The organism is Micromonospora sp. NPDC047738 (assembly GCF_040642675.1).
GTDB lineage: Bacteria > Actinomycetota > Actinomycetes > Mycobacteriales > Micromonosporaceae > Micromonospora.
Genome location: NZ_JBEYSO010000005.1, coordinates 264,222 through 289,294 on the forward strand (window position 1 = coordinate 264,222; position 25,073 = coordinate 289,294).

The following is a 25,073-nucleotide window of genomic DNA, read 5'->3' on the forward strand; positions in this document are numbered from 1 at the left end:
CGGCGGTCGTTGCCAGCGAGTCCGCCGGACGGCAGGGCAACCTCCGGCGTCCCGGCTACCACGTCACCGGCAACGCCGTCGGGCCGAGGATGGCGTGCCCGGGCTTCCACCGCACCTCGTTCTCATCCTGATCGTCGCCGTGCAATTAGTTGATCACCCCGCGTCATTTCCGTTCGGGCGGGTGATCCGGGAGTGGTGACCGTCCGACCAGGACGCAGACGAGTCGCGGGAGGCGTTAGCGAAGGACCAGCAGGTCCAGGGCGTCGATCACCGGGCCGTGCTCCGAGCGGGCGGCCCGGTGGAGCCGGGCCAACCCGGCGGCGTACTCGTCGTCAGTGATCAGTTGCAGCGGCGTGTGAGCCTCCCGGCGCAGACTGGTCGCGCACTCGCTCAGCGACGACGCGGTCGTCTGCGGGACCTGTTCGAAGGCGGTGACGGTGAACCCGCACGCGCCGAAGGCCGCCTCGACGTCAGCCACACTCGGAAACGTGTCCAGGACCCGGATGGTCTCCGGGAAGAACCGGAACAGCGTGATCGCCTCGTGTCGGCCGGCGAAAGCTGACCGGATCAACACCGAGCCGCCGCCGCGGACCACGCGACGCAGTTCCCGCGCCGCGGCCGCCAGATCCGGTACGTGGTGGATCACGGTCGACAGCCAGGCCGCGTCGACGCTGTGGTCGGGCAGGGGAATGTTGGCGGCGTCGCCCGGCAGCACCCGGGGATGAACGCAGCGGGCCCGCATCGCCGCGGACGGCTCGACGGCGATGACGTCCAGGTCGTCGTACCAGTCGGTGAAGGCCGCCGCCCACCTGCCCGTACCCGAACCGAGGTCGAGCACCCGCGCGCCGGGCCTGGGGTCCAGATGCCGGGTGACCGCCGCACGCCACGTGGCCAGCCCCTGATCAGGGACGTGGCGGGTGGCTTCGAACGCCGCGGCGGCCTCGTCGTCGTATGCGATGCGTGCCATGGTGTCGACCCAATCAGTCGCCTGACGTTGCGACAAGGATGGATGCCGTGAGTCACATCCGGGGCCCGCTTCCGATCTTTCCTGGCCGTTCGTCATTGACGAGTGCCTATATAAGGATGCGATCATCTGGCAAGAGCCGGCTGCGCCGGCCATCAGCCAACGCCGCGACCGCAGAGGAGTTGCCCGTGCATCCACGTACCTTCCGGCATGCCGTGTTGTCCCTGACCCTGGCGGCCGCCGCCGTGCTCGCCTCGACGGCGGCGCCTGCCCAGGCCCGTCCGGACGACGCACGGCAGACCACTCAGGCGGCTCCGTCCGGGGTGGGTCCTGTCTTCCCGGCCACCGACCGGCTCGCCCGCGAGGTCGCCGCCGCGCTCGCCGACCCGGTCAGCCGCAACCGGGTCGTCGCGGCCGTCACCGCCGGACCGGTGGACCTGCTGACGGCGAGACTCAACTCGCGGGCCGACCGTGCCGTCCAGTCGACAAACCGGGCGGTGCTGGGGGCGAAGGGGCTGCCGCCGGCCACCGGGTCGGTGCTGCAACTCCGGCTCGGGCACGAGGACATGGCGGCCGCGCTGAGCCGCGCCGAGATCCCCCTCGTGGCGGCGGCGTCCACCGACGACGCCGTGACCAGCGTGGTCGGCTACGACCCGGCCGGTGGACAGGTCCTCCTGGACCCGGTCCGGCTCCCCGACCGTCCGGTGCTCGTGGTCGAGGTCAACGTGGCCAAGGCGATGCGGTGGGGCCTGGCGCAGCTCCGGGAGGAACTGACCGTACGGGACTTGACCAGCGTGAAGGCCGCGGTCACGACGCAGGCCGGCTACTGGGCCACCAAGGTCAACGCCATCCGGCTGAACGATGACAAGGAGCCGTGGGTCAAGGGCGGCGCCGAGATCTTCAATGTCGTCGGCGGCTTCGGCCTCGACGGCAAGGCCACGGTCAACATCGTGGAGATGCCCTACCTCGACAACGACGGCACGGTCTACTACCCCAACCAACTGCTGGTCCACTTCAACAACTACAAGTACAACCTTGCCGACGTGGTGATGTGGGAGGACGACGGTGACACCAACTACCGCGACCTCGCCAAGGCGCTGATCACCGCGCTGCTGACCATCGTCGACTACGGCACCTACACCCCGCTGGTCAACGCGCTCATCGACGCGATGCCGGACAGTTGGTGGACCGACGACCCGGACTACGTGGACTCGTGGTACACGCTCAGCACCGGAAGCTCCGGCCGGCTCCACGGGGCGGCTGCCAACGGTTGGATGGACGTGGCACCGTACTGGGTGCAGCAGCTCTGAGCGGGTAGCCGGAGCGCCAGGGCTCGGTGCTCGCCCACCACATCAACGCGCCGATCTACGGCGTCGGGCCGAACAACTGACGGGCCCGCTGGCGGAGCTGGTTCTGATATCACCGGGCCGGCCGGGTCGGCGAACCGCCGACCCGGCCGGAGTGTCACCGTTGGCGCGGTGTCAGCGCAGCGCGCCAACGGGTGCCGGCCAGCTCCCGGTGAAGACCTGAGCCGTCGTCGCGCTCCGGACGGTGGTGCGGAAGTACGAGTCGACCGCGGCGGCCTCGCCGGCGCTCGGGTACGGGTTGGTGCAGCTGGTGCCGGCGCTGCCGCCGGACATCAGGATGGCGCAGTTGCCGTTGTAGTTGTCGGCCAGGCCGAGGATGTGCCCGATCTCGTGGGTCATGATCCGTAGCGGGGAGTACTGCTGGGCCTGGTAGTAGTCGATGACCACGTAGCCGTTGCCGAGGCTGTTGCGGACGGCGTAAGAGCCGCCGCCGTAGGTGTAGTAGATCATCAGGTTCGAGCCGCACTGGGCCATGTTGATGTTGTTCGTGGCGTTGTTCCAGATCGTGGCGGCCTGGTTGGCGTACCCGGCGAACGGCCCGGCCTGGCTGGTGTTGTAGCAGACGTTGCGGACGGCGGCGGAGGCCGGCGCGGAGCCGACGGTGACGGCGCCGAGCGCCGCCATCGTCGCGGCGGCGAGGGTGGCGAGGATCCGGGACATCCTGGGCAGACGCATCGTTCACGCTCCAGACTGGATGGGTCGAGCGGGGACCCCCAGCCTATAAATTGGCGCATGTCGATATCAAGGACCATCTATATGATTGCCCTGGGGGTGGCGTGGCGTCACGCCCGCGTCGGCCGAGAACCACCGTTGTGCGAGCTCGCGGGTTCTCCGGCGCACGCGGGCGATTCCCTCCGGGGTGTTGAACGCCGCGAAAGCCGGCCACAGAAAGACGAAGACGGCGAGTTCCTCCGCCAGAAGCGCGCGCTGCAGCGTCCGGCGGTCGCACGCCCGGGTGTCCAGGTATGCGTCGACCAGCGCCGGGGGGACGGTGGTGCCGGTGGGCGTGGCGCGGACGCTGAGAAAGGCCAGATCGGAGGCCGGTCGGCCGATGCCCGCCGCCTGCCAGTCGCAGAAGACGATGGCGCCGGCGGAGTGCACGAGGTTGGCCGTGTGGCAGTCGCCGTGGACGAAGGCTGGCGGCACTGCTCGGGTCTGCTCCATCAGTTCGACCCGCCGGGCCAGGAGTTCACCGAGGTGGGGGAGCGTTGGGGCCCAGAAGGAGTTGATCTCGTCCAGGTTCGGGTCGATGAGCGCTTCCTGCAGCGCATCGGGGTGCTGCCAGTCCGCACCCGTCGGGATCGCCATGCTGTGCAGGCCGGCCAGGTCTCGACCCAGGTCCGCCCACATGCCCGTGGTCCAGGCGGACGCCTGTCGGGTCTCGCCCGCCGCCTCCAGCAGCACCGCCACGCCGCTCTCGGCGTCGAGGTAGTCGAGCAATCGCGGGGCGCGTACCGGCGCGATCGGCGCGACCTCCGCGTAGAAGCGCAGCTCCCGCCGGGCGGCGGCGATCGCCGGCGCGCCCAGCGTGGCGGGAGTGACCTTGAGGTACGCGGCGTGCCCGTCGCTCGCGCGCACGGCACGGACGCCGGCGCCGGACCGGGATTCGAGCCGCGCGTCGGGCTCCTGGCCGGTCACCCGGAACGTGTCGAGAACCATCGTCATGAACTCATGTGGCACGAGAGCAGCCACCCTCCGTGACCCGGACCGGCCGGATGGCCGAGCCGTCATGATCGCATCGCCTTGACGGTGCGGCGTACGTCGGGCCCCGTTGGGAGCGGCCGGGGTCGACCTCCTTCGGAGGGGTAAAGAATCCTTGACATCATGTCGGCCGTGCTTGACACTCGACCGTGTCAAGAATTCTTTACCTCGGGGAGGGGTCGATGGCGTTCGAGGAGAAGCGCGCCTGGATCATGGGGCTGGTGGCGGTCGCCGCCTATGCCGCGTACGTGGTGATCGTGCTCGGGCGCGCGGACGGTGACCCACTCGCGGACGTCTCCTACGCGGGCCCGCTGCTGGCGACGGTGGCCGGGTCGATCGTGGCATCGATCGCGCTGCACATCGTCGTCTCCGCCGTCTCGCCCGAGGGCGCCAACGAGAAGGACCAGCGGGACCGGGAGATCCACCGGCTCGGTGACCACATCGGCCAGTCCTTCCTGATCGTCGGCGGCGTCGCGGCGCTGGCCATGGCCCTGGCCGACTGGGACCAGTTCTGGATCGCCAACGTCATCTACCTGGGCTTCGTGCTCTCCGCGGTGGTCGGCTCGGCCGCGAAGATCGTCGCCTACCGGCGGGGGTTCCAGTCGTGGTGAAGCCGACCCGGATCACCAACTCCATCCGGGCGTTGCGGTTCGCGCACGACGAGATGACCCAGGCCGAGCTGGCCCGCCGCATCGGCGTCACCCGGCAGACCGTCATCGCCATCGAGCAGGGCCGCTACTCGCCGTCGCTGGAGATGGCCTTCCAGATCGCCGCCGTGTTCGGCGTGCCCCTCACCGACGTGTTCGAGTATCCGCAGGAGGAATCGTGAAGGCGATCGTGCAGGACCGCTACGGCTCGGCCGGCATGCTCCGCCTCGCCGACATCGACGTACCGTCGGCCGGCGCCGGCCAGGTGCTGGTCCAGGTCCGCGCGGCCGGCGTCGACCCGGGCGTCTGGCACCTGATGACCGGCCTGCCCTACCTGGTACGCCTCGGCTACGGGCTGCGTCGACCCCGCAGCCGCGTCCGCGGCATGGACCTGGCCGGCGTGGTCACCGCCGTCGGACCCGGAGTCGCCGGGTTCACCCCCGGCGACGAGGTGTTCGGCACCGGCGCCGGCTCGTTCGCCGAGTACACCGTCGCGTCGGCCGGCCGGCTCGCCCCGAAGCCCGCCGCCCTCAGCTTCGCGCAGGCCGCCGCTGTCCCGGTCTCCGGGCAGACCGCACTCACCGCCGTCCGCGATGCCGCCCGGGTACGCCCTGGACAGCGCGTCCTGGTCATCGGCGCCGGCGGCGGCGTCGGCTCCTACGCCGTCCAGCTCGCCAAGGCCGCCGGCGCGCACGTCACCGGCGTCTGCGGCCCCGCCAAGCTCGACCTGGTACGCGGACTCGGTGCCGACGAGGTCGTCGACTACACCCGAGCCGACCTTCCCGACCGCCGCTACGACGCCGTCATCGACACCGCCGGCAACCGACCGCTGTCCCGGCTGCGCCGGGTGCTCGCCCCGAAGGGCTCACTGGTCCTCGTCGGCGGCGAGGCGCGCGCCGGGAAGTGGCTGCAGGGCTTCGACCGGCAGCTGCGGGCGCTGGCCCTGTCGCCGTGGGTCGGGCAGCGGCTGGTGCCGCTGGTCGCGAAGGAGGGCAGCGACAACCTGGCGGCCCTGACCGAGCTCGTCGACGCCGGCCGGCTCACCCCGCTCGTCGACCGGACCTGGCCGCTCGCCAGCGTTCCCGACGCCATCCGTCACCTCAAGGGCGGCCACGCGACCGGGAAGGCCGTGATCATCATCTGACCGCCGGCCGCTGCCAAGGCCGATCCCGACCGCTGGCCCTGTTGGTCAGTCGCGCTCGCGGAGAACGGCGACGCCGTCGCCGGTGAGGTCATTGAGTGCGGCCTTGCGGCCAGTCATGGCCATGAGCAGCGCGATGACCGGCCCGCTGACCTCGGGGCCGCTGCCGTGCTGCCAGTCGGTGTCGGTGGCCCGCAGGGTGACGCCGCTGATCCGGCTCTTCGCGCCGATGAGCAAATTGCTGCTCTTGTAGAAGTCGGCCACCGCCACCACATGCTCGGCCGGGTGTTGGTGTGCTATGCCGACGGCGCGGAAGATGTCCTCGCCGTGCACGATCGTCTCGCCGAGCCACGACAGGGTCGGGCCAGGTGGCGCCGTGCGCGCATCGACGCGTGAGCGCAGCAGGTCCACCAGTTCGGCGTTGGTCCTGCCGGCGGTGACCTGTGCGATGTCCTTGCGGACCATGTTCTGGAAGCTGAAGCCGTTGCCGACGAGCTTGGCGAAGAACTTCGGCGGTGTCATGTTCGCGGTGGCCACGAGATGAGCGACGACCTCGCGCACCGTCCAGTTCACGCACAACGACGGCTGGTCCCAGTCGGCATCGGAGAGCTTGTCCAGCGCGTCGACCAGCGACGCGCGTTCCGCCTTGATCATCTGCCAGGTGTCCATGGTTCCCCAATCGGTGATCGTCGCGGAAGCTGTAGCAGATCACAGTGACCGTCGCCATCAGGCGAAACGCTCAGTGTTCACGCCCGGCCGGGGCGCGTCGCCGGACCCTGGTGACTGCGTCGCCGATCCGGTACGCGATGGGCGCGTTGCCACTAAAGTCGGGTCCGCGGGGCGATGCCGGCAGGCCGGCGAGAAGGGCGGGCACCTGAAGGGGAGGGCGAGCGTGATCGAGGTGTGGTACTTCGACGGCTGCCCGAGCCACGAGGCCCTCGTGCCGCGCCTGCGGGCGCTGCTCGACGCCGCTGGCATTGACGATCCGATCCACGAGCAGGCGGTGGAGACTGACGTCGACGCCCAGGCGCACCGGTTCCTCGGCTCGCCGACGCTGCGGATCGACGGCGTGGACGTCGACCCGACAGCCGCGCACCGCACGGACTACGGCCTGCAGTGCCGGCTCTATCCGACACCGGATGGTGTTCGTGGTACCCCGCCCGATGAGTGGATCCTGGCCGCCCTGCAGCGCCGGGGGCCGCGTTGACGGCCGACTGATGGTCACCCGGATCGAGTTGCCGCGGCTGCGTGCGCTGCTTGACGCGGGCGCCCAGCTCATCGAGGTGTTGCCCGCGGCCGAGTACGCCGACCAGCATCTGCCCGGGGCGCGCAACATCCCCCTCAAGACCATCAGCCCCCACACGACCGCAGGCCTCGACCGCGCCCGCCCGATCGTCGTCTACTGCTGGGACGGCCTTTGAGACGTGAGCCCACGAGCCGCGTGTCGGCTCGAGTCCCTCGGGTTCACCGACGTCTACGACTATGCGGCCGGCAAGGTGGACTGGCTTGCGCACAACCTGCCCATCGAGGGCGCTGCGGCCAGCTCACCTACCGCGGGTAGCTGCCTGCGCCAGGACGTGCCCACCGCCCGACCGGAGGAGGCGATCGCCGCCGTTCGTGCCCGCGTCGACGCCTCTCCGTACCGATTCGCCTTTGTTGTCGCCGGTGACCGTACTCTGCTCGGTCGACTCCGGCACGCCGCCCTCGAAGCCGCCCCCGGCACCGCGGCGGCCCACGAGGTGATGGAGTCCGGCCCCTCGACGCTGCGTCCCCAGGTACCCCTGGCCGCCGTCGAGTCCCACCTGCGCGACCACCACCTCACCTACGCGATCATCACCGATCCGGAAGGCCACTTGCTGGGTACGGTTCACCGAGATGACCTGACCGGAACGACCGGCTCACCCTCTCGCTGATGCGCGGAATCTGCCTCCGCCGCCCGCGAGCGACGCGCCTGCTACGGGCGGCCTTGGTGGTGAGGTTCGGGTTGGCACGTGGTGCAGAACCGGGTCGCCGGCCGGAGCGCGAGCCGCTCGATGGGGATGTCGCCGCGGCACTCCTCGCAGGTGCCGTAGCGGCCCTGTTCCAGGTAGTGCAGCGCCCGGGCGATGTCGCCCAGCGCCCGTCGCGACGCGGCGGTCAACGCGGACGCGGCCTCAAGGTCCGTCCGGTCACCGGGCAGCTGGCGGGCCTGCCGGGCCAGCAGTGCCAGCTGGGTGCTGTGCCGCTCATACTGCTCCTCGAGGACGATGCGCAGCACACCGAGCTCGTCCTGCCGGCTCACCACGTACACGATCGCTTCCTTTCAAAATGAAAGCGGGCGGAGCGCCGTGGCGCTCCGCCCGCTGGGGCCGGTCATCAGCTTGTCGGCCGTCGTGATGGCGGGCGGCGCCGGGCGCGCTGCCACCGGGTCGGCGGCGCGGCGATCGGCGTGACCGTGCCCCGGCGGCCGCGACCGACCGCCGACACGACGAGGTGACCCATCACCGCAGGGGGTCGAAGGGGTCCAGCTCGGCGGGCTGGCGGCCGGTGGTGATCTGCTCGGCGAGCAGGTCGCCGGTGAGCGGGCCGAGGGTGATGCCCCACATGCCGTGGCCTCCGGCGGCGAAGACCCGCGGTGACCGGGTCCGGCCGATCAGCGGCAGCCCGTCCGGGGTGCACGGGCGCGACCCGACCCACTCGTCGGTGCGGGCGTCCAGGTCGGCGCCGCGCAGCAGCGGTCGTGCCGCCTCCGCGATGGCCAGGACCCGGCGACGGTCCAGGGGCGCCTCGGCGCTGCGGAACTCCATCATCCCCGCGACGCGCAGCCGGTCGCCCAGCGGCGTGCACGCGACGCGCTGCGCCGGGAAGTACACCGGACCGGACGGAACGTGCTCGATCGGGATGCTGAAGCTGTAGCCGCGACCGGCCTGCACGACGGTCCGGACCCCGAACCGCCGGCCCAGCTCACCGAGCCAGGTGCCGGTTGCCAGCACCACCGCGTCATAGCGCTCGTCCGCGCCGGCGGAGGTCACCACCCGGACCCCCGACCCCTCGTCGTGCACGCCGACGACGGCCGACCCGGTCACCAGCGACGCTCCCCGAGCGCGAACGGAGTCGGCGAGCGCGTGCACGTACTCGCCGGGGTTGATGAACCGCTGGCCGTGCAGGCGGATCGCGGCGCCGATGGTGTCGGACAGCGAGGGCTCCACCTCACGCGCCTCGGCCCCGGTCAGGACGTCGAACTCGATCTCCTGCCCGGCGGAGTGGATGTGCCCCAGCTCGTCCAGCAGGACCGACCGTTCGGCCTCGGTCCGGTAGGCCGCGACGAACGACTTCGCCTCGTGCGTCATCGACTGGACCCCGCCGGCCGCCAGGGCGTCGAACGCCTCGAACGCGCGCCGGTTCATCGGAATGTAGGCCCGCATCGCGGTCCGCCACTTCGCGGCGGTGCTGTGCCGGGTGAAGCCCGCCAGGAACCGCAGGAGCCGGGCGTCCGCGCGCGGCGGCACGTAGACCGGCGACGACGGGCTCAGGACGGCGCGCAGCCCGTAGCGGAGTACCGCCGGCTCCGGCAGGGGAGTGGTGATGCCGGGGGTGAGCCAGCCTGCGTTGCCCCACGACGCGCCGGCCGCCACGCCCGTCCGGTCGAGCACGGTGACCTGGACCCCCCGTTCCTGCAGGAACCAGGCGGTGGCCAGCCCGACCATCCCCGCGCCGATGACGGCGACGCGTTGAGGGGCGGGCGTGGGCTCGATGGCGGGCATCGTTGTCTCCTTCACGGCAATGGGGGGGGTCGGCGCCAATCCTGGCCGTGCCGCGCCGGGACGTCATTGTTCTGTCAGGCCAATGCCGGTCCTGACGATTGGGCGAAACGAACAACGCCGAGGCACAATCGGGTGATGATCACCGTGGCTGGCATCGTGGACGCGGTCGGCGCCGCGTTGCTCAAGGTCGTCATCCCCGCCGGCGAGGCGGAGGTGCGCGACGTGACCCTCGCCGAGCTCGACGAAACACCGACCGGCCAGAGCGGGGACCTCGTCCTCGGCGCGGGCGTCGCCACCCCGGACCAGGCGCTCGCCGTCATCGACCGCTGCGCGGACGCCGCGGCGGCCGGCCTCGTCCTCAAGCCTCCGCTGGCCGCACACCCCGACGTCACGTCGTCCGCCGCCGAGCGCAAGGTGACCCTGGTCGAGCTGCAGAGCCACGGATCGTGGGCCCAGCTGGTCTGGCTGCTCCGCGGGGTGATCGACAGGGCCGCCGCGCCGGGCTCGCCGGAGACCGGCGAAACCGGGGTGTACGACGAACTGTTCGCCCTCGCCGACGCGACCGCCGCCATCGTCGACGCGCCCGTGACGATCGAGGATGCCCAGTACCGGGTGCTCGCCTACTCGTCGCGGCAGGACCGCACCGACCCGGCGCGCGTGTCGACCATCGTCGGACGACGCGTCCCCGGCGATGTGATCGCGCACTTCCGGTCCCGGGGCGTCTTCCGCAAGCTCGCCACGGGCAGCCAGCTGGTCTTCGTGCCGCAGGGCCCGGACGGGACGCTGCCCCGGCTCGTGATCCCGATCCGCGCCGGAGGTGAGCTGCTGGGCTCGATCTGGGCCGTCGTGGAGGGGCCGCTGCCGGACGAGCGCCTCCGCGATCTCCAGGGCGCGGCGTCCGTGCTGGCGTTGCACCTGCTCCGCCTCCGGGTGCAGGCCGACGTCGCCCGCCGGGTGTCGGCCGACCGGCTCAGGGCCGCACTGCGGGCCCCGGCCCGGACGGGGCGGGAGGAAGTGGGCCTTCCCGCGGGGCCGTGGCGGGCGGTCGCGCTCGGGGCGCACGGCGGGACCGGGGAGATGGTGCACAACCTGGCCCTGTGGGAGTCGATCAGCCGCCGGCACGGGTGGCGCCAGCCACTGCTCGCGGACGTGGGAGACGTCCTGTTCGCGGTCGTGGTCGACCAGGGCGCGCTGCCCGGCTCCTGGCGGTGGCTGGAACGGCTGATCCGCGACATCGCCGTGCACGACCCAGGGCTGCGCGCGGCGTCCGGCGGCGTCGCCACGGAGCTGGCCGACCTGCCGCGATCACGCGCCGAGGCGGCGGAGCTGCTCGCCCTGCACGGCGCGACCCGGCAGCGAGGATCCGTGCTGCGGTTCGAGGACGTCTGGGCCGAGGTCGTCGTACACCGCGTGGTCAGCACCGTGCCGCAGGAGGACCTGCTGGTCGGCGGGCCGCTGCCCGACCTGGTGGCCCACGACCGCAAGCACGGCACCGACTACGTCGCCACGGTCGCCGCCTGGCTCGAACAACAGGGTGACCCGAGGAAGGCCGCCCAGCAGCTGCACGTACACCCCAACACGCTGCGGCACCGCCTGCGCCGCCTCGCCGAGGTCGTCCACCTCGACCTCGAGTCGCCACGAACCCGGCTGGCGCTGCAGATCCAGCTCGCGGCGCTGCGCCCCGGATCCTGACCGCCGGCTCCAGGCGCGGTGTCGTCACCCTGGCGGCCGGGAAACGAGTCGCCGCGCGCTGAGGTTCACCTCCCTCCCTGGCCCCGTCGCATCCGGTCCGGGCACAGCTGCGCCGTCACTGCCCGGGCGGGCCGGGTGTGCTGCCCGTTGGGTCCTGCCCGGTGGTCAGGAGCATCGTGAGCCCCTGGATGGTGGCCAGCCGAACGTTCGCCGGCATGGTGACGGACCGGTTGGTGAGGGCGGCGAGGCGGGCGGCCACGCCGGGGATCGCCCCGCCGCCGGTGATCAGCAGCCGTCGGGGACCAACCCGGTGCGCCCGTGGGGTGAACCGGCGGACCACCGCGGCGATGGCGGGCACCTGATCGACCGCGTTGGCGACGTCGACGCGCTCGGCGGCGGTCACCGTGCCGCAGGCGACACGGACGACTTCGGTACGGCCGTGGCCGATGTCGACGACGACCACGTCGTCGGTCCTGGCGAGGTCGACCCGGCAGGCGAGCGCCGCCGCCAGGGGTTCCTCCACCACGGTGACCCGGCCACCGGTCGCCCGGCGGACCGCTGCCCGGACCAGGTTCTGCTGCCGCAGCGTCGCCGTGGCCGGCACCCCCACCAGCACCGGCGTGTGGGGACGGCAGACCAGGTCGTTGGCGGTGACCAGGACGCGCAGCAGATGCACGCAGGCCGGGTAGTTGTCCATGACGCCGGCACGCACCGGCCATACGAGGGGAGCGTCGTCATGGGTGGCCCGGTCCAGGGCGGCACGCCCCACGGCTCGTCGCGAACCGGGCGGTCCCCAGGCCACCACCGTGGGCTCCTCGATCACCTGCCCGAGGGTGGGCGACCAGAGGCGTACGGTCGCCGTGCCCAGGTCGATGGCGAGCATGTGCCGCAGCCCGCGACGGGCGTATGCGCCCGGGGTCAACATGTCACCACCCCTCGAGAGTGGTGACGTCGCCCGCAGGCGCATGGCGACCGTCGAGCCGGTCCGGGCTCACGGCGAGGCGCCGGGTGACGGAGCTGGTCACCTGACGCCGCCGGAGCACCGGCGGACAGGCGCGGCGGATCGGGCGATCAGCCGTCAGACAGGCAGCGAGGGGCGCGGACATGGTGCCTTCCAGGAAAGGTGCCGGTCCCGGACCGGCAGGGTGTCGGGGAGATCAGGCGATGCCGAGCACGCGCGGCGGCGCCCGATCGGCCGACCACACCGGCACGCATCCCGGGACCGACCGCTTCGCCAGCCGGAAGACGATGCACATTCCGACGACGCGGTCGGTGGCAGACACCAACGCGGCGAGCACGGCGGCCACGACCAGGATCGGCAGCCTGCGCTGCTCGACCACCTGTCGCCCGTCATGGACCCGCATCGCGACACCATAGCCCAACACGCCACCGTGCCCGTCGGACCACGAGCGATCCCGAACGCCGTCGTGGCGGCTCCGCCCGTTGGTGCGCCGCCGGTTGGCGATCCGCACCGCCGCCGATCAGGGCGCGACCGCCGGGCAGGTCGTGCCGGGGGCCGGCGGACGCACCGAGATCAGGTAGTCGTCGACCACGCCGGTGGTGCAGGCGCTGCGGGTGTAGGCACCGTGGCCCCAGCCCTCGTACGTCACCAGCACGCCACGGTCACCGAGCTGCCGCTGCACGTGCAGCGCCCAGTTGTAGCCACTGGCCGGGTCGTGCCGGCTGTTGATCATCAGGAGCGGCGGGGTGCCGCGTGCCGTCAGCCGGTGCTGGGGATTGGCGACCGGCTGCGGCCAGCCCAGGCACGCGGCCACCGCCCACAGTGCCGCCGGATACCGCATGTCGGGCGCGACCCGGGCGGCCCGGCGCAACAGGTCGGCGTACTGCCGATAGTCGCGCACCGGGAGACTCCAGTCGGCGCAGAAGGCCGCGGTGGCCAGCGGCGGGAACCCGGCGACCGCCGCCGGACCGCCGGCGCTCATGACGGCGATCCGGCTTGCCAGGTCCGCCCAGGCCGGGCCGACGAACCCGCCGTGCGCGGTCACCACGAGATCGAACGGGGTCACCGGGACGGCCGGGTCGGCGGCGCTGCGCAGCTCGCCGCGCTCGGCACGTGCCATCAGATCGGCCCAGACCGCCCGCACGTCCCGGCCGTGCAGTGCACATGCGGCGACGCGGTCGCACCAGGCCACGAACTCGTCGAACGAGTCCTGCACCGCGGCCGCCTGGGTGGTCACGAAGCCCCGAGTACCGAGGCTGTGGTCAACGGCGCTCTCCAGCACCAGCGCCCGCACCCGGTGCGGGAACACCTCCGCGTACTGCTCGCCCAGCAGCGTGCCGTAGGAGCTGCCGTGGAACGTCAGCCGGTCCTCGCCCAGGGCGGCCCGGATCGCGTCCAGATCCCGCACCGTGCTGCGCGTGTCGGCGTGGTCGAAGACCGGCCCGGTCCGGGCCCGTTAGTCGTCCCGCAGCCGCCGGTTGTAGGCGAGCAGTAGGTCGAACTCGGCCTGGCTGGCCAGCGCGGGCGACGGTCGGCCGGCGAGCAGCTCCGGCGAACAGATCACTGGGTTGCTGCGGCCCACTCCGCGCGGGTCGAAGCTGACGATGTCGAACCGGCGACGCAGTTCCTCGCTGAACCGGCCGATGCCGGTCACCACCCGCGACACGCCGGAGTCCCCCGGTCCGCCCGGACCGAACACCAGCGTGCCGATCCGGGCCTGCGGGTCGGTGGCCGCGCGACGTGCCACGGCGAGATCGAACCTCGGCCCCGCCGGGTCGGCCCAGTCGACCGGTACCGACAGAGTGCCGCATTCGGCGGTGGCGTCCGGTGCGCACGGAGCCCAGGCGATGGCCGGCGTGCGGCCGGCGGCCGTGGCCGGCCGGGCCACGCCGGTGGCACCGGCCATGACGGACAGGACGCCAACGGCGAGGAACGCGCCCCAGCGGACGCGGCGGGTGGAGGACCGTGTCATCGAATTGCTCCCTGACTGGTTTGGGAAACAAGCCACTCGATGGTCGTTTGGTGCCGAGTTGGTCAACATCCGGGAACACCCGGAAACCTTCCCCTACCTGGCGTCCACTCTGTCCAACGGCGGTGATGACGGCCGGCCGTCGCCGCGTCGGCAGGTCAGGCGGTCTCGCCCGCGGTGAGGTGGCGATAGCCGGGAACGGTCTCGGTGAGCCAGCCGGTGACACTGGCCAGGCCGCGCTCGTTGATCTGGGCGTCGTGAATGGTGTACGCGTGGCGTGGCCGGATCGCCTGGGCGAACTCGATCGCCTCGCCGACTCGCATCCAGGATGCCTGCCCCGGGATCAGCAGGGTCTGCACCGGCTCGTCCGGCACGTGCAGCGCGTCGCCCGGGTGGTAGAGGCCGTCACCCACCAGGTAACCAAGGTTGGCGCAGCCGGGCTGGCCGTCGTGCACGGCCGCGTGCCGGCCGCCGACCGCCGTCACCGGTAAGCCGGCGGCGGTGAACCGCATTCGACGACCCTAGTCCGTCGCCCGACCTACTGATGGTCACAGCTCGCTTGCCGGTCGGGAGGAGTGGAGAGCGATGTTGCGCCGTCACCGGGCTGGCTCGTCGGTCGGCCACTCGCGATCACCCGCCGGAAGGGCAGAGCGAGGAGAAGTGCCACCGTGACCAGGACGCTGCTCGCCCAGAGCGGACCACGTTCGGCGAAACCGGTGTTCAGCGTGGCCGCGGCGATGAGTGGTCCTGCCGCGGCACCGACGTTGAGTGCTGCGGTGGCGTACGAGCCGGCCATGCTCGGGGCTCCGGCGGCCTCGTACAGCACGCGGGCGATGAGCGTGCTCCCGAGCGCGAACGAGAGCGCCCCCTGGACGAAGGCAAGGACGAGCAGGGCAGCTGGGTAGGTGGCGGAGACGGCCAGGGCGACCCAGCCGAGCAGCAGAAGGGGGCCTCCGACGGCAACGACGAGACCGGGCCGATGGTCCGACAACCGTCCGGCGGCGGTCACGCCGACGAAGGATCCGAGCCCGAACAGCACCAGCACGGCGGAGACCCAGAGGGATCCCAGTCCGGCGGCATCGGTGACGATGGGGGCGAGGAAGGTGAAGGTCCCGAATGTTGCCGCATTCACCAGCGCGCCGAGCAGCATGACGAGGGCCAGTCGCGGACGTCCCAGCTGAGCGAGTTCACCTCGAAGGACCGGTCCGGTCGGCCGGTCCGGCCGTCCCGCTTGTGCGGGGATTCCCCGCAGCACACCGAGGGTCGCGGGCAGGCACAGCAGGGCCACTGCCCAGAAGGTGGCGCGCCAGTCGAGCAAGGTGCCCAACAGGGCGCCGGCGGGGACTCCGGCGATGGTGGCGACGGTGGTGCCGGACAGCAGTACCGCCAGGGCGCGGCCCTTCCGGTCCGGTGGGACCAGCCCTGCGGCCGCCGTGAGTGCGACCGCCAGGAATCCCGCGTTGGCGAGCGCTGCGACGACCCGAGTCACCAACAGAACGGCGAAGCTGTTGGTGACGGCACCGAGGACGTGTGCCGTCAGGAACAGCCAGATGAATCCGAGCAGCGCCGAGCGTTGCGGCCACTGGCGGGCGAGCGCGGCCATCAACGGCGCGCCGACGATCATGCCGATCGCGAAGGTTGAGGTGAGCAGACCTGCCGTTCCGACGGGAACGTCGAGGTTTGCGGCGATGCTCGGCAGCAGGCCGGCGAGCATGAACTCTGAGGTGCCCATGGCGAAGATGGCCACGGCAAGCAGATAGAGAGGGAACGGCATCGAGTGACTCCGAGGTGTCGAGAAATCGGGTGAGACGTCTCGTCACCGCGGTCAGCGGCCCAAGGAACTCCTGACATCCCCCGACCAGCGCGGCGGGGGCAGGGCTATGGCTTCAGTGGTTCAGGGGGCTGACGGGTGACCGAAAGCCCCCACCCTGGATGCCTCTGGGCTCGACATGGCCCACACGATACTCAACCCACCCGACTCCGGGCACCTCGTTTCTTCGCAGGACGAGACGTGGCAGTCTCCTCCCCGCGCCGGCGTTGCCGTGGACGCTTGGCGGTCAGGCTGGCCGGAAGGAGTCGCGGGCGGCGGGCGCCGCGTGCTTGATCATCAGGTGTCGGGTGACCGAGTACTCGGCGACCGCCTCCTGGCTCATGTCCTTGCCGAAGCCGGAGCCCTTGACGCCGCCGTGTGGTGCCTCGGAGGCGATCGGCAGGTGGTCGTTGATCCAGGTGACGCCGACGTCGAGGCGGTGACTGACCCGCAGGGCCCGCGCGACGTCGCGGGTCCACACCGACGAGGCGAGGCCGTACTGGCTGTCGTTGGCCAGCCGTACCGCATCGTCCTCGTCGTCGAAGGGAAGCACCACGACGACCGGCCCGAACACCTCGCCCTGCACGATCTCGCTGCGCTGGTCGGCGTCGACGACGAGGGTGGGTGGGAAGAAGAACCCGGGCCCGTCCGCAGGGGCACCGCCGAGCGCGACGGTGGCGCCGTCGGCCGCGGCGCGGGTCACGAAGTCCGCCACCCGGCCGCGGTGGTCGGCGGAGATGAGCGGACCGATGTCGGTCTCGGCCGACCAGGGGTCGCCGGTGCGTACCGTGGCCAGCGCCGCCTCGAGCGCGTCGACCGCGTCCCGGTAGGCGGACCGCTGGACGTAGACCCGGGTGGCGGCGGTGCAGTCCTGGCCCGTGTTGTACGTCGCGCCCATGGCCACGCCGGCCGCCATCTCGGACAGGTCCGCGTCGTCGAAGACGACCGCCGGGGCCTTCCCGCCGAGTTCGAGGTGTACCCGTTTGAGCCCGGCCACCGCGCCGCGCATCACCTCCCGGCCGGTCCGGGTCGATCCGGTGACGCTGACCATGTCCACGCCCGGATCCGCGACCAGGGCGGTTCCCACCTCGGCGGCTCCGGTGACGACCTGCACCAGGCCGGCCGGCGCGCCCGCCTCCTCGATCAGTCGCGCCAAGGCGAGGGTGGTGCGGGGGGTCTGCGGTGCGGGCTTGATGACCACCGCGTTGCCGGCCGCGACGGCCGGAGCGATCTTCCAGATCGCCATGATGAGCGGGAAGTTCCACGGCGCGATCGAGCCGACGACGCCGACGGGCCGGCGTACCAGCAGGGACGTGTAGCCGGCGGACAGGGTGCCGGCGCCCGTCCCGTCCAGCGAGCGTGCCGCACCGGCGAAGAATCGTAGGTTGTCCACGCCGAACGGCAACTCGCCGTCGCGCATGACCGACGCCGGTTTCCCGGTCTCCTCCACCTCCAGGCGGGCAAGTTCGTCCGCGTCCCGTTCGACGAGGTCGGCCAGGCGCAGCAGGACCCGCGCGCGGTCCGCCGGGGTGGCGTCCCGCCAATGGTCGAACGCGGTCCGGGCGGTGGCCACCCGCTTCGCGACGTCTGCGGGATCGGTGTCCGCGATCTCGCCGATGACGGCGCCGGTCGCGGGGTTGGTCAGGATGGCCACGGTCGCTCCTCAGCTGTTGAAACCGACACCGAAGCGGTCCAGGAGCCGTAGCCACGGCCCCCGGCGCCCGTCGTGCGCGTCTGCCGCGGCGAGTGCGCGGCGGGTCAGCTCCACCACCGGGTACCGCAGTGGTTCGGGCGGGAACGGCACCGGCCGGCGCCGTACCATCTGCAGCCGGGTCCGGTCGGTGTCCCGGCCAGCCAGCAGGTCCAGCGCCACCTGCGCGCCGAAGCGGGATGCGGCCACGCCGAGTCCGGTGTAGCCGACGGCGTAGGCGATCCGCCGGTCGCGGGTGGTGCCGAAGATCGGGGTGAACCGGGTGGTGGAGTCGATCACCCCGCCCCAGCGGTGGGTGAACCGGATCCCGTCGAGCTGGGGGAAGGTCTGCGCGAAGTGCTCGGCGAGCAGCAGGTGGGTGGCGTCGCGCTGGTCGAGGGCCGGGTCCACCCGGTTGCCGAACCAGTAGATGGCGTCGTAGCCACCGAACAGGATCCGGTTGTCGTCGGTGAGGCGGTAGTAGTGGAACTGGTTACCGGCGTCGGTGAGGCCCTGCGCCTCGGGCCACCCCAGCTGCGTCCGCTGCGCGTCGCTGAGCGGTTCGGTGACGAGGACGTAGTCGTAGACCGGCAGGATCCAGTGCCGCAGTCGCCGCAGCGGCGGGGGATAGGCGTTGGTCCCGATGACCACCTGGCGACAGCTGACCGGTCCGCCGCTGGTCCGGACCACGACGCCGGCGCGGGAGCGGTCGAAGCCGGTGACCCGGGTGTCCTCGTGGATCGTCACCCCGAGCGACTCGGCGACCCGCGCCAACCCCCAGGCCAGTCGGGCCGGGTCGACCAGGCCGCCGGCGCCGCGCAGCCGTACGCCCGCGAGGTAGGTGGGTGAGGCCACGTCGGCGCGTACCTGGCCGGCGTCGAGCAGCGTCACGTCGTCCCCGTACGCCCGGTGCAGGTCGGCCAGCGCGGCGAGCTCGGCCACCTGGTGGGGGGCGACCGCGACGGTCGTCTTGCCGCACAGTCGCAGCCCGGCGTCGATGCCGAACTCCTGCACGGTCTCGGCGATCGCGGCGAGGTTGTCCCGGCCGAGGCGGACCAGCGAGTCCATCTCGGTGGGCCACCGCGACCGGCCGTGGGACAGGCCGTGCGTGAGCGAGTCCGCGACGAACCCGCCGTTGCGCCCGGAGGCGCCGAAGGCGATCCGTTCGGCCTCCACCAGCACCACGTCGGCGGCGGGGTTGTCCTGTTTGGCCAGGATGGCGGTCCACAGGCCGGTGAACCCGCCGCCGACCACCGCCAGGTCGGCGGTGCCCGGGCCGGTCAGCCGCGCCCGCGGCACCGGCCGGTCCGGCCGGTCGGTCCAGAAGCTCGCCGGCGCCGCGTCGGTGATCGCCTGCCGGGCCCACGCCCGTGCCGCGGTGGCGGTGCGGGCCGGTGCGTACCAGTTCGTCAACGACGGGCCCCGGTGCTACCCAACCGCTCGATCGCGTCGGCGGCCTGGCGCAGGCCGTCGGCGGCCCGGATCGCCGCGCCGTGCGCCGCGAGCCGGCCGCGCAGGTCCTCGTCGCCGAGCAGGCGCTCGATGGCCTCGCGCAGCTGCTCGTCGGTGAACCGGTACGGGTCGAGGCGTACCCCGAAGCCGAGTTCGTCGACCCGCTGCGCGTTGTCGTACTGGTCCCAGAACAGCGGCAACACGATCATCGGCTTGCCGAAGTGGAACGCCTCGGTGGTGGTGTTGTTGCCGCCGTGGGTGATGACCAGGTCGGCCACCGGGATGATCTTCGTCTGCGGCACGAACTCCGCACCCCACATGTTCTCGGCGAGGTCGATCTCGGCGTGCAGCGGGCCCTTGGACACGATGTAGCGGTGCGGCGTCTTGGCCAGCGAGTCGATGACCCGGCGCATCAGCTCGACGTCGGCGGAGCCGAGCGAACCGAGGCTGAAGTAGATCAGCGCGCCGTCCCGGTCGGCGAGCTCGGCCGGCATGCTGAACTCCTCGTCGGTCTCGCGGACCGACGACTCGAGCCGTTGCCAGGTCGGGCCGAGCGGCCGGGTGTCGGTGTAGTCGGCGATGCCCGGGTAGACGTAGAGGTTGAGGTCGCCGTCGTGGATGAACTCGAGGTCGGGCAGGCCCGGTGCGCCCTGCTCACGTACCCAGGCGTCGAACTCCTCCCACACGGGACGGTGGACCCGGTCGTACTCGGCCCGGAACGCCGCCCAGCCCGACCGGTCCGCGGCGGGGTATCCGGAGAAGACCGGGGCGATGTCCTGGCCCTTCATCTCCAGCGGATTGCAGGAGACGATCCGTACGAAGGGCACCCCGGCGGTGTTGAGCGCGGGGAAGGCGACCACGTTGTCCTCGACGATGACGTCCGGCCGTACCCGGTCGATGATGTCCAGCAGCCGGGGCTGGCAGTACTTCGCGCCGTTGATGAGCTCGACCCACACCGGCTTGACCCAGGTCTCGAGCTGCTCGATCGTCGGCTTGCGGAACTCGGGCGCGGTGTCGCGGATGAAGTCCTTCCAGAACTGGCCGGCGTCCTGTTCCTCGGCGTTCTCCGGCGGCGGGGCGAGGTCGACCAGGTCCTCCTCGAAGCCGAGCGCGGTCAGCTTGCCCCGCCACGACGCCTCGGCCGCGAACACCACCCGGTGCCCGCGTCGGCGCAGCACGTCGCCGATGCCGATGCAGTTGTTGGTGGGGCCGTAGGCGCTCTCGGGCATGAACAGAACCGTCAGCTGAGACATCGACTCTCCCGGGGGTGACTGTTGAATCGAAATTCAACAAGGTCCTCGCTCGGCCGTCAATACGCAGGCACTATGGTGTTCGGGAGAGTGTTGACGTCGTACCTCGGATCGGTGCCCATGAAGACCCGCAAGTCCCGCGCCCAGCGCCGCCAGGACCTCATCGAGGCCGCGCGCCGGGCCATGATCCAGCATGGGACCGACACGGTGCTGCTCAACCAGGTGGCCGAACAGGCGGGCCTCACCTCCGGCGCGGTCCTCTACCACTATCCCGACCTGCGGGACCTGCTGCTCGAGGCGCACCACGCCGGCATGGAACGCTTCTATGAGCTGCGGGTGAAGCGGATCGCCGGCATTTCCGACCCGGTACGGAAGCTGGTGGTGACGATCCGCTCCGGGCTGCCCACCGACGCCGAGGACGCCGACGTGCGCCTGCTCTGTGAACTCGGCGGGGCGGCCGGCCGCAACCGGGTCTACGCCGCCCTGCTGACCACGCTCTACGACCGACAGGTCTCCATGTTCCAGACGATCCTCGAACTCGGCGCGGCCCACGGCGTGTTCACCCTCGCCGTGCCGTCGGAGGCCATCGCCCGCAACCTGGTGGCGCTCGAGGACGCCTACGGCTACCGGATCGTGGCCCGGCACCCGACCCTGCACGCCGCCGAGGCGGTCGAGCTGATCCTGTCGTACGCCCGGCTGGTCACCGGCAACCCGCTGGACGTGCCGGAGGAGCCGGCCAAGCCCCCGCGCGCCCGGAAGGCCACGGCGTAGCGCGGACGGCATGGCGCCCGGCGGTCAGGCCCGGTCGAGCAGCACGGCGTCGGTGCCCGACCAGTCCACCCGGGTCTTGTCGCCGAGTCCCACTGCGGCGGCGCCGGCGACCGTGGCCAGCAGCGGCCGGTCGAGCCCGGTCACGTCCACCGCCACCCGCGTGGTGCCACCGAAGAAGGTCACGTCGCGCACCACCCCGACCAGGCCGCCGTCGGCACCCAGCCGCACCCGCTCGGGACGCACCGCCAGGGTCGCGGTGGCCCCGACGGCGTCCGGGGCGGCGGGGCAGGGCAGCACCCCGACGTCCGGCACCCGCAGCCCGTCGGTGGTGACCACGCCGGTGATCAGATTGTTGGCCCCGATGAAGTCCGCCACGAACAGGTCGGCGGGCCGCTCGTACAGGGGCACCGGCGCGTCGATCTGGCGCACCCGGCCCTCGCTCATCACGGCGATCCGGTCGGCCAGCGACATCGCCTCCTCCTGGTCGTGGGTGACGACCACGAAGGTGATGCCCACCTCGTGCTGCAACCGCTTGAGTTCCAGCTGCATCTCGGCGCGTACCTTCTTGTCCAGCGCCGACAGGGGCTCGTCGAGCAGCAGCAGCCGGGGCCGCTTCACGATCGCCCGGGCCAGTGCGACGCGCTGCCGCTGGCCGCCGGAGAGCTGGTGCGGGCGACGGCGGGCCAGTCCGGTGAGGCCGACGGTGGCGAGCACCTCGTCCACCCGCTCGCGGATCTCCCGCCTCGGCACCCCTTCGCGCTCCAGCCCGTACGCGATGTTCTTGGCCACGCTCATGTGCGGGAACAGCGCGTAGGACTGGAACATCAGGTTGACCGGCCGCCGGTGCGGCGCCACGGCGAGCAGGTCGGCGCCGTCGAGGGTCACCGAGCCGCTGTCCGGGTGCTCGAAGCCGGCGAGGATCCGCAGCAGGGTCGTCTTGCCGCAGCCGCTCGGGCCGAGCAGGGCGAAGAACTCGCCCTGGCGGATCTCGAGACTGACCTGCTCCAGGGCGCGGACGTCGCCGAAGCGGCGGCTGACACGCTGGATGCTGACCAGGGGTTCGCCGGCTGGCGCACCACGATGCTCGCTCATAGGGACTCCGTGAGGCGGGACAGGCGCTGGGCCGCGATGACGAACGTGAAGCTGACCGCCAGCAGCAGCGTGGCCAGGGCGTTGATTTCGGGGGTGACGCCGAAACGCACCATCGAATAGATCACGATGGGCAGCGTCGGGTCCTGCGGGCCGGCGGTGAAGAATGCGATGACGAACTCGTCGATGGACAGGGAGAAGGCCAGCAGCGCACCGGCGATGATGCCCGGGGCGAGCGACGGCAGCGTGATCCGGACGAAGGTCTGCACCGCCGTGGCGCCCAGGTCACGGGAGGCTTCCTCCAGGGACCCGTCGACGTGGGCCAGCCGGGTGCGGACCACCGCCGCGACGAAGGCCGTGCCGAACACCGTGTGCGCCAGCAGGATCGAGTGCAGGCCGAGCGTGAACTGAACGGCGGTGTAGAACGCGAGCAGCCCGATGGCGAGCACGATGTCGGGCAGCACCGCCGGCGCCACGGCGATCGCGTCGAGCAGCTTCGACCGCGTGTGCCGGGCGAGGCCGACCGCGAGCAGGGTACCGAGGACCGTGGACAGCGCGGTGGCGCCGGCCGCGACGACCAGCGTGTTGATCAGCCCCTCGCGCACCGCCCGGTCGTCGAACAGGCGCCCGTACCAGGCGGTGTCGAACCCGTCCCACCGGTACGGGGTTTCGGCGGCGTTGAACGACATGACCACGAGGACCACGATCGGCAGGTAGAGGAAGAGGTACGTCATGCCCGCCGGGACGTACAGCCAGCTGAATTTACGCACGGTTGCCACCTGCCAGCCGTCGCGCCGCCCACGCCTGGACCATGAGCAGCAGGACGAGCAGGGCGATCACGACGAGCGCCAGGGTCGAGCCGAACGGCCAGTCCCGCGCCTTCAGGAACTGGTCGCGGATGAGGTTGCCGACCATCACCGTGCGACCGCCGCCGAGCAGTTCGGGGACGACGAAGTTGCCCAGGCTGGGCACGAACACGAACACACAGCCGGTCAGCACACCGGGCAGGGTGAGCGGCAGGGTCACCGACCAGAAGGTCCGGGCCGGCCGGGCGCCCAGGTTCGCCGACGCCTCGCGGAGCTGGGGGTCGAGCCGTTCGATCGCCGAGTACAGCGGCAGGACCATCAGCGGCAGGTAGGCGTAGAGCAGGCCGCCGACGACGGCGCCGGGGGTGTAGAGCAGCTCCAACGGCCGGTCGATCGCCCCGATCCCGGTCAGCGTCCGGTTGATCACGCCCTCGCTGTTGAGCAGGATGATCCACGCGTAGGTGCGGATGAGGAAGTTGGTCCAGAACGGCAGGACCACGAGGACGAGCGCCACCGTGCGCCAGCGGCGGGGGAGCCGGGCGATGAGGTACGCGGTCGGATAGCCGAGCAGCAGCGCGAGCAGTGTGGTGAGCCCGGCCAGCTTCACCGAGGTCCAGATGACGCCCAGGTAGAGCCCGTCGGCGACCCGGGTGAAGTTGTCCGTCGAGGCCTCGTACACGATCCCGCCGAAGCGGCCCCGGTGGAACAGCGTGTAGCTGAGCACGAGCGCGAGCGGCACGAGCAGGAAGACCACCAGGTAGCCCAGCCCGGGTCCGAGGGTGGCCAGCCGCCCGGCGAGGCGCTCCCGTCGGGCGGCGCGCCGCCCGCGCGGACCGACGTCCGTGCGGGCGGCGCGCTGGGGGGTGAGAGTTGAGCTCACTTGCTGGCCGACACCTCGGTCGCGATCCGGGTGTACGCCGGCGCGGCGTCACCCAGGTCGACCGGAACCTCGCCCTTGAGCAACTCGGCCGGGGGCGTCTTGAGCTCCGGGTGGGTGTCCAGCAGCTTGGCGTCGACCTTGGCCATGGCCGCGGCGTTCGGCACCTTGTAGAGGATGTTCTCGACGGCCCAGGAGTGGTTGCCCGGGTCGAGGATGTAGTTGATGAAGGCGTGCGCCGCCTCCTTGTTCTTCGACGTCTTCAAGACCACCATGGTGTCCACCCAGAGGTCGCTGCCCTCCTTGGGCACCACGAACTTGATCTTCGGGTCGTCGGTGGGGCACCAGCCGTCCCACGCCTCGACCAGGGCGGCCTCGCCGGACTTGAGCCGGTCGCCGAAGGTGGTGTCGTCGTAGGCCAGCAGCGTCTTCTTCGCGGTGAGCAGCTTCTGCTTCACCTGCTCCAGCTGCTCGGCGTCGGTGGTGTTCGCCGAGAAGCCGAGCACCTTCTGGGCCGGCAGCATGAGCCACCGTTCGGTGGCCATCATGGTCACCTTCTTGGCCAGCTGCGGCCTGGGTGAGAGCAGGTCGTCCCAGCTGTCGGGGGTGTAGCCGGTCAGGTCGGTGCGGTAGCACAGGCCGGTCGTGCCCCAGGTGTACGGCACGGAGAACTTGTTGCCCTTGTCGTACGCCAGTTGGCCGGCCTCCGGGTAGAGGTTCTTGAGGTTGGGCACGAGATCGGTGTGGATCGGCTCGAGCAGGCCCTGCTCGGCCAGCGCCTGGGCGAATTGTCCGGAGACGAACGCGACGTCGATGCCGCTGTCCGCGCCCGCGGTCAGCTTCGCCATGATCTCTTCGTTGGTGGCGTGCTTGGTGACGGTGACCGCCGGACCCTTCGCCGTCTTGAACTTCTCGGGAAGATCCTCCGGCATGTAGCCGTCCCAGTTGGAGACCGTGAGCTTCTGCTTGCTCAGGTCCGCGTTCGGGTCGAGGGCATCCGGGCCGGCGGCGCCGGCGTTGTCGGAGCCACCGCCGCACGCCGCCACGGCGAGCACGAGGCCCGCCGCGAGGGCGGCCGAAACGGCGGTACGCCGGGCACTTCTGAACGGCAACACTCGGCACTCCCGTCGAGAGTCGAGACAG

Annotated in this window: 26 protein-coding genes and 1 pseudogene; 9 read left to right on the top strand and 18 right to left on the bottom strand. The window is 71.5% G+C overall.

All coding sequences use genetic code 11. The annotated features are described in order from the left end of the window. Positions 1-235: 235 nt before the first annotated feature. The gene (locus ABZ783_RS11310) at positions 236-967 is read right to left on the bottom strand and encodes a methyltransferase domain-containing protein (protein ID WP_357436288.1); all 732 of its coding nucleotides are present in this window, start codon (positions 965-967) and stop codon (positions 236-238) included. Positions 968-1,152: 185 nt separating this feature from the next. Here ABZ783_RS11310 and ABZ783_RS11315 point away from each other — a divergent pair, with 185 nt between their 5' ends. Next, positions 1,153-2,274: a DUF3103 family protein gene (locus tag ABZ783_RS11315; RefSeq protein ID WP_357436289.1), complete on the top strand. Its 1,122-nt coding sequence runs from the start codon at positions 1,153-1,155 to the stop codon at positions 2,272-2,274. Between the two features lie 171 nt (positions 2,275-2,445). On the opposite strand, the gene ABZ783_RS11320 is transcribed toward ABZ783_RS11315, so the two are convergent. Beyond that, complete coding sequence (locus ABZ783_RS11320; protein WP_357436291.1) at positions 2,446-3,006, bottom strand: snapalysin family zinc-dependent metalloprotease; 561 nt, start codon at positions 3,004-3,006, stop codon at positions 2,446-2,448. A gap of 66 nt (positions 3,007-3,072) precedes the next feature. After that, on the bottom strand, positions 3,073-3,996 hold the full coding sequence (locus ABZ783_RS11325; protein WP_357436293.1) for an aminoglycoside phosphotransferase family protein: 924 nt from the start codon (positions 3,994-3,996) through the stop codon (positions 3,073-3,075). Between the two features lie 218 nt (positions 3,997-4,214). Between ABZ783_RS11325 and ABZ783_RS11330 the strand changes: the two genes are divergently transcribed. From ABZ783_RS11330 to ABZ783_RS11340, 3 genes are read left to right on the top strand one after another with little or no spacing between them, the layout of a single operon-like run. Continuing rightward, on the top strand, positions 4,215-4,643 hold the full coding sequence (locus tag ABZ783_RS11330; RefSeq protein ID WP_357436295.1) for a hypothetical protein: 429 nt from the start codon (positions 4,215-4,217) through the stop codon (positions 4,641-4,643). Between the two features lie 11 nt (positions 4,644-4,654). Continuing rightward, positions 4,655-4,861, top strand: a complete 207-nt coding sequence (locus ABZ783_RS11335) for a helix-turn-helix transcriptional regulator (protein ID WP_357436493.1) — start codon at positions 4,655-4,657, stop codon at positions 4,859-4,861. Then, positions 4,858-5,823, top strand: coding sequence for an NAD(P)-dependent alcohol dehydrogenase (locus ABZ783_RS11340; RefSeq protein WP_357436296.1), 966 nt, complete (start codon positions 4,858-4,860; stop codon positions 5,821-5,823). The genes ABZ783_RS11335 and ABZ783_RS11340 overlap by 4 nt, the downstream gene beginning before the upstream one ends. Before the next feature lie 45 nt (positions 5,824-5,868). Here ABZ783_RS11340 and ABZ783_RS11345 read toward each other — a convergent pair whose 3' ends face one another. After that, on the bottom strand, positions 5,869-6,489 hold the full coding sequence (locus ABZ783_RS11345; RefSeq protein ID WP_357436298.1) for a maleylpyruvate isomerase family mycothiol-dependent enzyme: 621 nt from the start codon (positions 6,487-6,489) through the stop codon (positions 5,869-5,871). On the opposite strand from ABZ783_RS11345, the gene ABZ783_RS11350 reads away from it, so the two are divergent. The 3 genes from ABZ783_RS11350 to ABZ783_RS11360 are packed head-to-tail and all read left to right on the top strand — an operon-like array spanning position 6,482 to position 7,733. Continuing rightward, positions 6,482-7,027 (top strand): hypothetical protein, encoded by a 546-nt coding sequence (locus tag ABZ783_RS11350; RefSeq protein ID WP_357436299.1) that lies wholly within the window; start codon positions 6,482-6,484, stop codon positions 7,025-7,027. The genes ABZ783_RS11345 and ABZ783_RS11350 overlap by 8 nt on opposite strands. Positions 7,028-7,037: 10 nt before the next feature. Then, a complete protein-coding gene (locus ABZ783_RS11355; RefSeq protein WP_357436301.1) occupies positions 7,038-7,241 on the top strand; it encodes a rhodanese-like domain-containing protein in 204 nt (67 codons plus the stop codon). Between the two features lie 3 nt (positions 7,242-7,244). Beyond that, positions 7,245-7,733, top strand: coding sequence for a CBS domain-containing protein (locus ABZ783_RS11360; RefSeq protein WP_357436303.1), 489 nt, complete (start codon positions 7,245-7,247; stop codon positions 7,731-7,733). A 41-nt stretch (positions 7,734-7,774) separates the two neighbouring features. Here ABZ783_RS11360 and ABZ783_RS11365 read toward each other — a convergent pair whose 3' ends face one another. Further along, positions 7,775-8,110 carry a TraR/DksA C4-type zinc finger protein gene (locus ABZ783_RS11365; RefSeq protein ID WP_357436305.1) on the bottom strand — a complete coding sequence of 112 codons (336 nt, stop codon included), beginning with the start codon at positions 8,108-8,110 and terminating at the stop codon, positions 7,775-7,777. Positions 8,111-8,300: 190 nt separating this feature from the next. Beyond that, positions 8,301-9,563, bottom strand: coding sequence for an FAD-dependent oxidoreductase (locus ABZ783_RS11370; RefSeq protein ID WP_357436307.1), 1,263 nt, complete (start codon positions 9,561-9,563; stop codon positions 8,301-8,303). A gap of 135 nt (positions 9,564-9,698) precedes the next feature. Here ABZ783_RS11370 and ABZ783_RS11375 point away from each other — a divergent pair, with 135 nt between their 5' ends. Then, positions 9,699-11,255 (top strand): helix-turn-helix domain-containing protein, encoded by a 1,557-nt coding sequence (locus ABZ783_RS11375; protein WP_357436308.1) that lies wholly within the window; start codon positions 9,699-9,701, stop codon positions 11,253-11,255. Between the two features lie 115 nt (positions 11,256-11,370). Here the strand turns inward: ABZ783_RS11375 and ABZ783_RS11380 are convergent, their stop codons facing one another. From ABZ783_RS11380 to ABZ783_RS11415, 8 genes and pseudogenes are all read right to left on the bottom strand, one after another. Continuing rightward, a complete protein-coding gene (locus ABZ783_RS11380) occupies positions 11,371-12,180 on the bottom strand; it encodes a rod shape-determining protein (RefSeq protein ID WP_357436310.1) in 810 nt (269 codons plus the stop codon). A 232-nt stretch (positions 12,181-12,412) separates the two neighbouring features. Then, entirely contained in the window at positions 12,413-12,727 is a 315-nt protein-coding gene (locus ABZ783_RS11385; protein ID WP_357436311.1) for a hypothetical protein, read from the bottom strand. Between the two features lie 9 nt (positions 12,728-12,736). Then, positions 12,737-14,188 (bottom strand): annotated as a pseudogene (locus ABZ783_RS11390) (alpha/beta hydrolase). A 155-nt stretch (positions 14,189-14,343) separates the two neighbouring features. Beyond that, positions 14,344-14,697 (bottom strand): hypothetical protein, encoded by a 354-nt coding sequence (locus ABZ783_RS11395; protein ID WP_357436312.1) that lies wholly within the window; start codon positions 14,695-14,697, stop codon positions 14,344-14,346. Positions 14,698-14,723: 26 nt separating this feature from the next. Then, positions 14,724-15,959, bottom strand: a complete 1,236-nt coding sequence (locus ABZ783_RS11400; RefSeq protein WP_357436314.1) for a Cmx/CmrA family chloramphenicol efflux MFS transporter — start codon at positions 15,957-15,959, stop codon at positions 14,724-14,726. Between the two features lie 283 nt (positions 15,960-16,242). After that, positions 16,243-17,649, bottom strand: a complete 1,407-nt coding sequence (locus ABZ783_RS11405; protein ID WP_357436316.1) for an aminobutyraldehyde dehydrogenase — start codon at positions 17,647-17,649, stop codon at positions 16,243-16,245. Positions 17,650-17,658: 9 nt separating this feature from the next. Then, on the bottom strand, positions 17,659-19,098 hold the full coding sequence (locus tag ABZ783_RS11410; protein ID WP_357436318.1) for an FAD-dependent oxidoreductase: 1,440 nt from the start codon (positions 19,096-19,098) through the stop codon (positions 17,659-17,661). After that, positions 19,095-20,390, bottom strand: a complete 1,296-nt coding sequence (locus ABZ783_RS11415) for a nucleotide disphospho-sugar-binding domain-containing protein (protein WP_357436320.1) — start codon at positions 20,388-20,390, stop codon at positions 19,095-19,097. The genes ABZ783_RS11410 and ABZ783_RS11415 overlap by 4 nt, the downstream gene beginning before the upstream one ends. Positions 20,391-20,507: 117 nt before the next feature. Here ABZ783_RS11415 and ABZ783_RS11420 point away from each other — a divergent pair, with 117 nt between their 5' ends. Continuing rightward, complete coding sequence (locus ABZ783_RS11420; protein WP_357436495.1) at positions 20,508-21,158, top strand: TetR family transcriptional regulator; 651 nt, start codon at positions 20,508-20,510, stop codon at positions 21,156-21,158. 24 nt (positions 21,159-21,182) lie between these two features. Here ABZ783_RS11420 and ABZ783_RS11425 read toward each other — a convergent pair whose 3' ends face one another. From ABZ783_RS11425 to ABZ783_RS11440, 4 genes are read right to left on the bottom strand one after another with little or no spacing between them, the layout of a single operon-like run. Next, on the bottom strand, positions 21,183-22,250 hold the full coding sequence (locus ABZ783_RS11425) for an ABC transporter ATP-binding protein (protein ID WP_357436322.1): 1,068 nt from the start codon (positions 22,248-22,250) through the stop codon (positions 21,183-21,185). Beyond that, positions 22,247-23,017 carry an ABC transporter permease gene (locus ABZ783_RS11430; RefSeq protein WP_357436324.1) on the bottom strand — a complete coding sequence of 257 codons (771 nt, stop codon included), beginning with the start codon at positions 23,015-23,017 and terminating at the stop codon, positions 22,247-22,249. Before ABZ783_RS11430 ends, ABZ783_RS11425 begins: the two co-directional genes overlap by 4 nt. Next, positions 23,010-23,933, bottom strand: coding sequence for an ABC transporter permease (locus tag ABZ783_RS11435; RefSeq protein ID WP_357436325.1), 924 nt, complete (start codon positions 23,931-23,933; stop codon positions 23,010-23,012). The genes ABZ783_RS11430 and ABZ783_RS11435 overlap by 8 nt, the downstream gene beginning before the upstream one ends. Further along, entirely contained in the window at positions 23,930-25,045 is a 1,116-nt protein-coding gene (locus tag ABZ783_RS11440; RefSeq protein ID WP_357436327.1) for a spermidine/putrescine ABC transporter substrate-binding protein, read from the bottom strand. Before ABZ783_RS11440 ends, ABZ783_RS11435 begins: the two co-directional genes overlap by 4 nt. Between the last annotated feature and the right edge of the window lie 28 nt (positions 25,046-25,073).

Coding starts and splice junctions, on each gene's coding strand:
- ABZ783_RS11345 (WP_357436298.1), bottom strand. CDS start 6,489: ATGGACACCTGGCAGATGATCAAGGCGGAACGCGCGTCGCTGGTCGAC.
- ABZ783_RS11425 (WP_357436322.1), bottom strand. CDS start 22,250: ATGAGCGAGCATCGTGGTGCGCCAGCCGGCGAACCCCTGGTCAGCATC.
- ABZ783_RS11330 (WP_357436295.1), top strand. CDS start 4,215: ATGGCGTTCGAGGAGAAGCGCGCCTGGATCATGGGGCTGGTGGCGGTC.
- ABZ783_RS11310 (WP_357436288.1), bottom strand. CDS start 967: ATGGCACGCATCGCATACGACGACGAGGCCGCCGCGGCGTTCGAAGCC.
- ABZ783_RS11375 (WP_357436308.1), top strand. CDS start 9,699: ATGATCACCGTGGCTGGCATCGTGGACGCGGTCGGCGCCGCGTTGCTC.
- ABZ783_RS11325 (WP_357436293.1), bottom strand. CDS start 3,996: ATGACGATGGTTCTCGACACGTTCCGGGTGACCGGCCAGGAGCCCGAC.
- ABZ783_RS11400 (WP_357436314.1), bottom strand. CDS start 15,959: ATGCCGTTCCCTCTCTATCTGCTTGCCGTGGCCATCTTCGCCATGGGC.
- ABZ783_RS11415 (WP_357436320.1), bottom strand. CDS start 20,390: ATGTCTCAGCTGACGGTTCTGTTCATGCCCGAGAGCGCCTACGGCCCC.
- ABZ783_RS11355 (WP_357436301.1), top strand. CDS start 7,038: ATGGTCACCCGGATCGAGTTGCCGCGGCTGCGTGCGCTGCTTGACGCG.
- ABZ783_RS11320 (WP_357436291.1), bottom strand. CDS start 3,006: ATGCGTCTGCCCAGGATGTCCCGGATCCTCGCCACCCTCGCCGCCGCG.
- ABZ783_RS11380 (WP_357436310.1), bottom strand. CDS start 12,180: ATGTTGACCCCGGGCGCATACGCCCGTCGCGGGCTGCGGCACATGCTC.
- ABZ783_RS11420 (WP_357436495.1), top strand. CDS start 20,508: ATGAAGACCCGCAAGTCCCGCGCCCAGCGCCGCCAGGACCTCATCGAG.
- ABZ783_RS11395 (WP_357436312.1), bottom strand. CDS start 14,697: ATGCGGTTCACCGCCGCCGGCTTACCGGTGACGGCGGTCGGCGGCCGG.
- ABZ783_RS11370 (WP_357436307.1), bottom strand. CDS start 9,563: ATGCCCGCCATCGAGCCCACGCCCGCCCCTCAACGCGTCGCCGTCATC.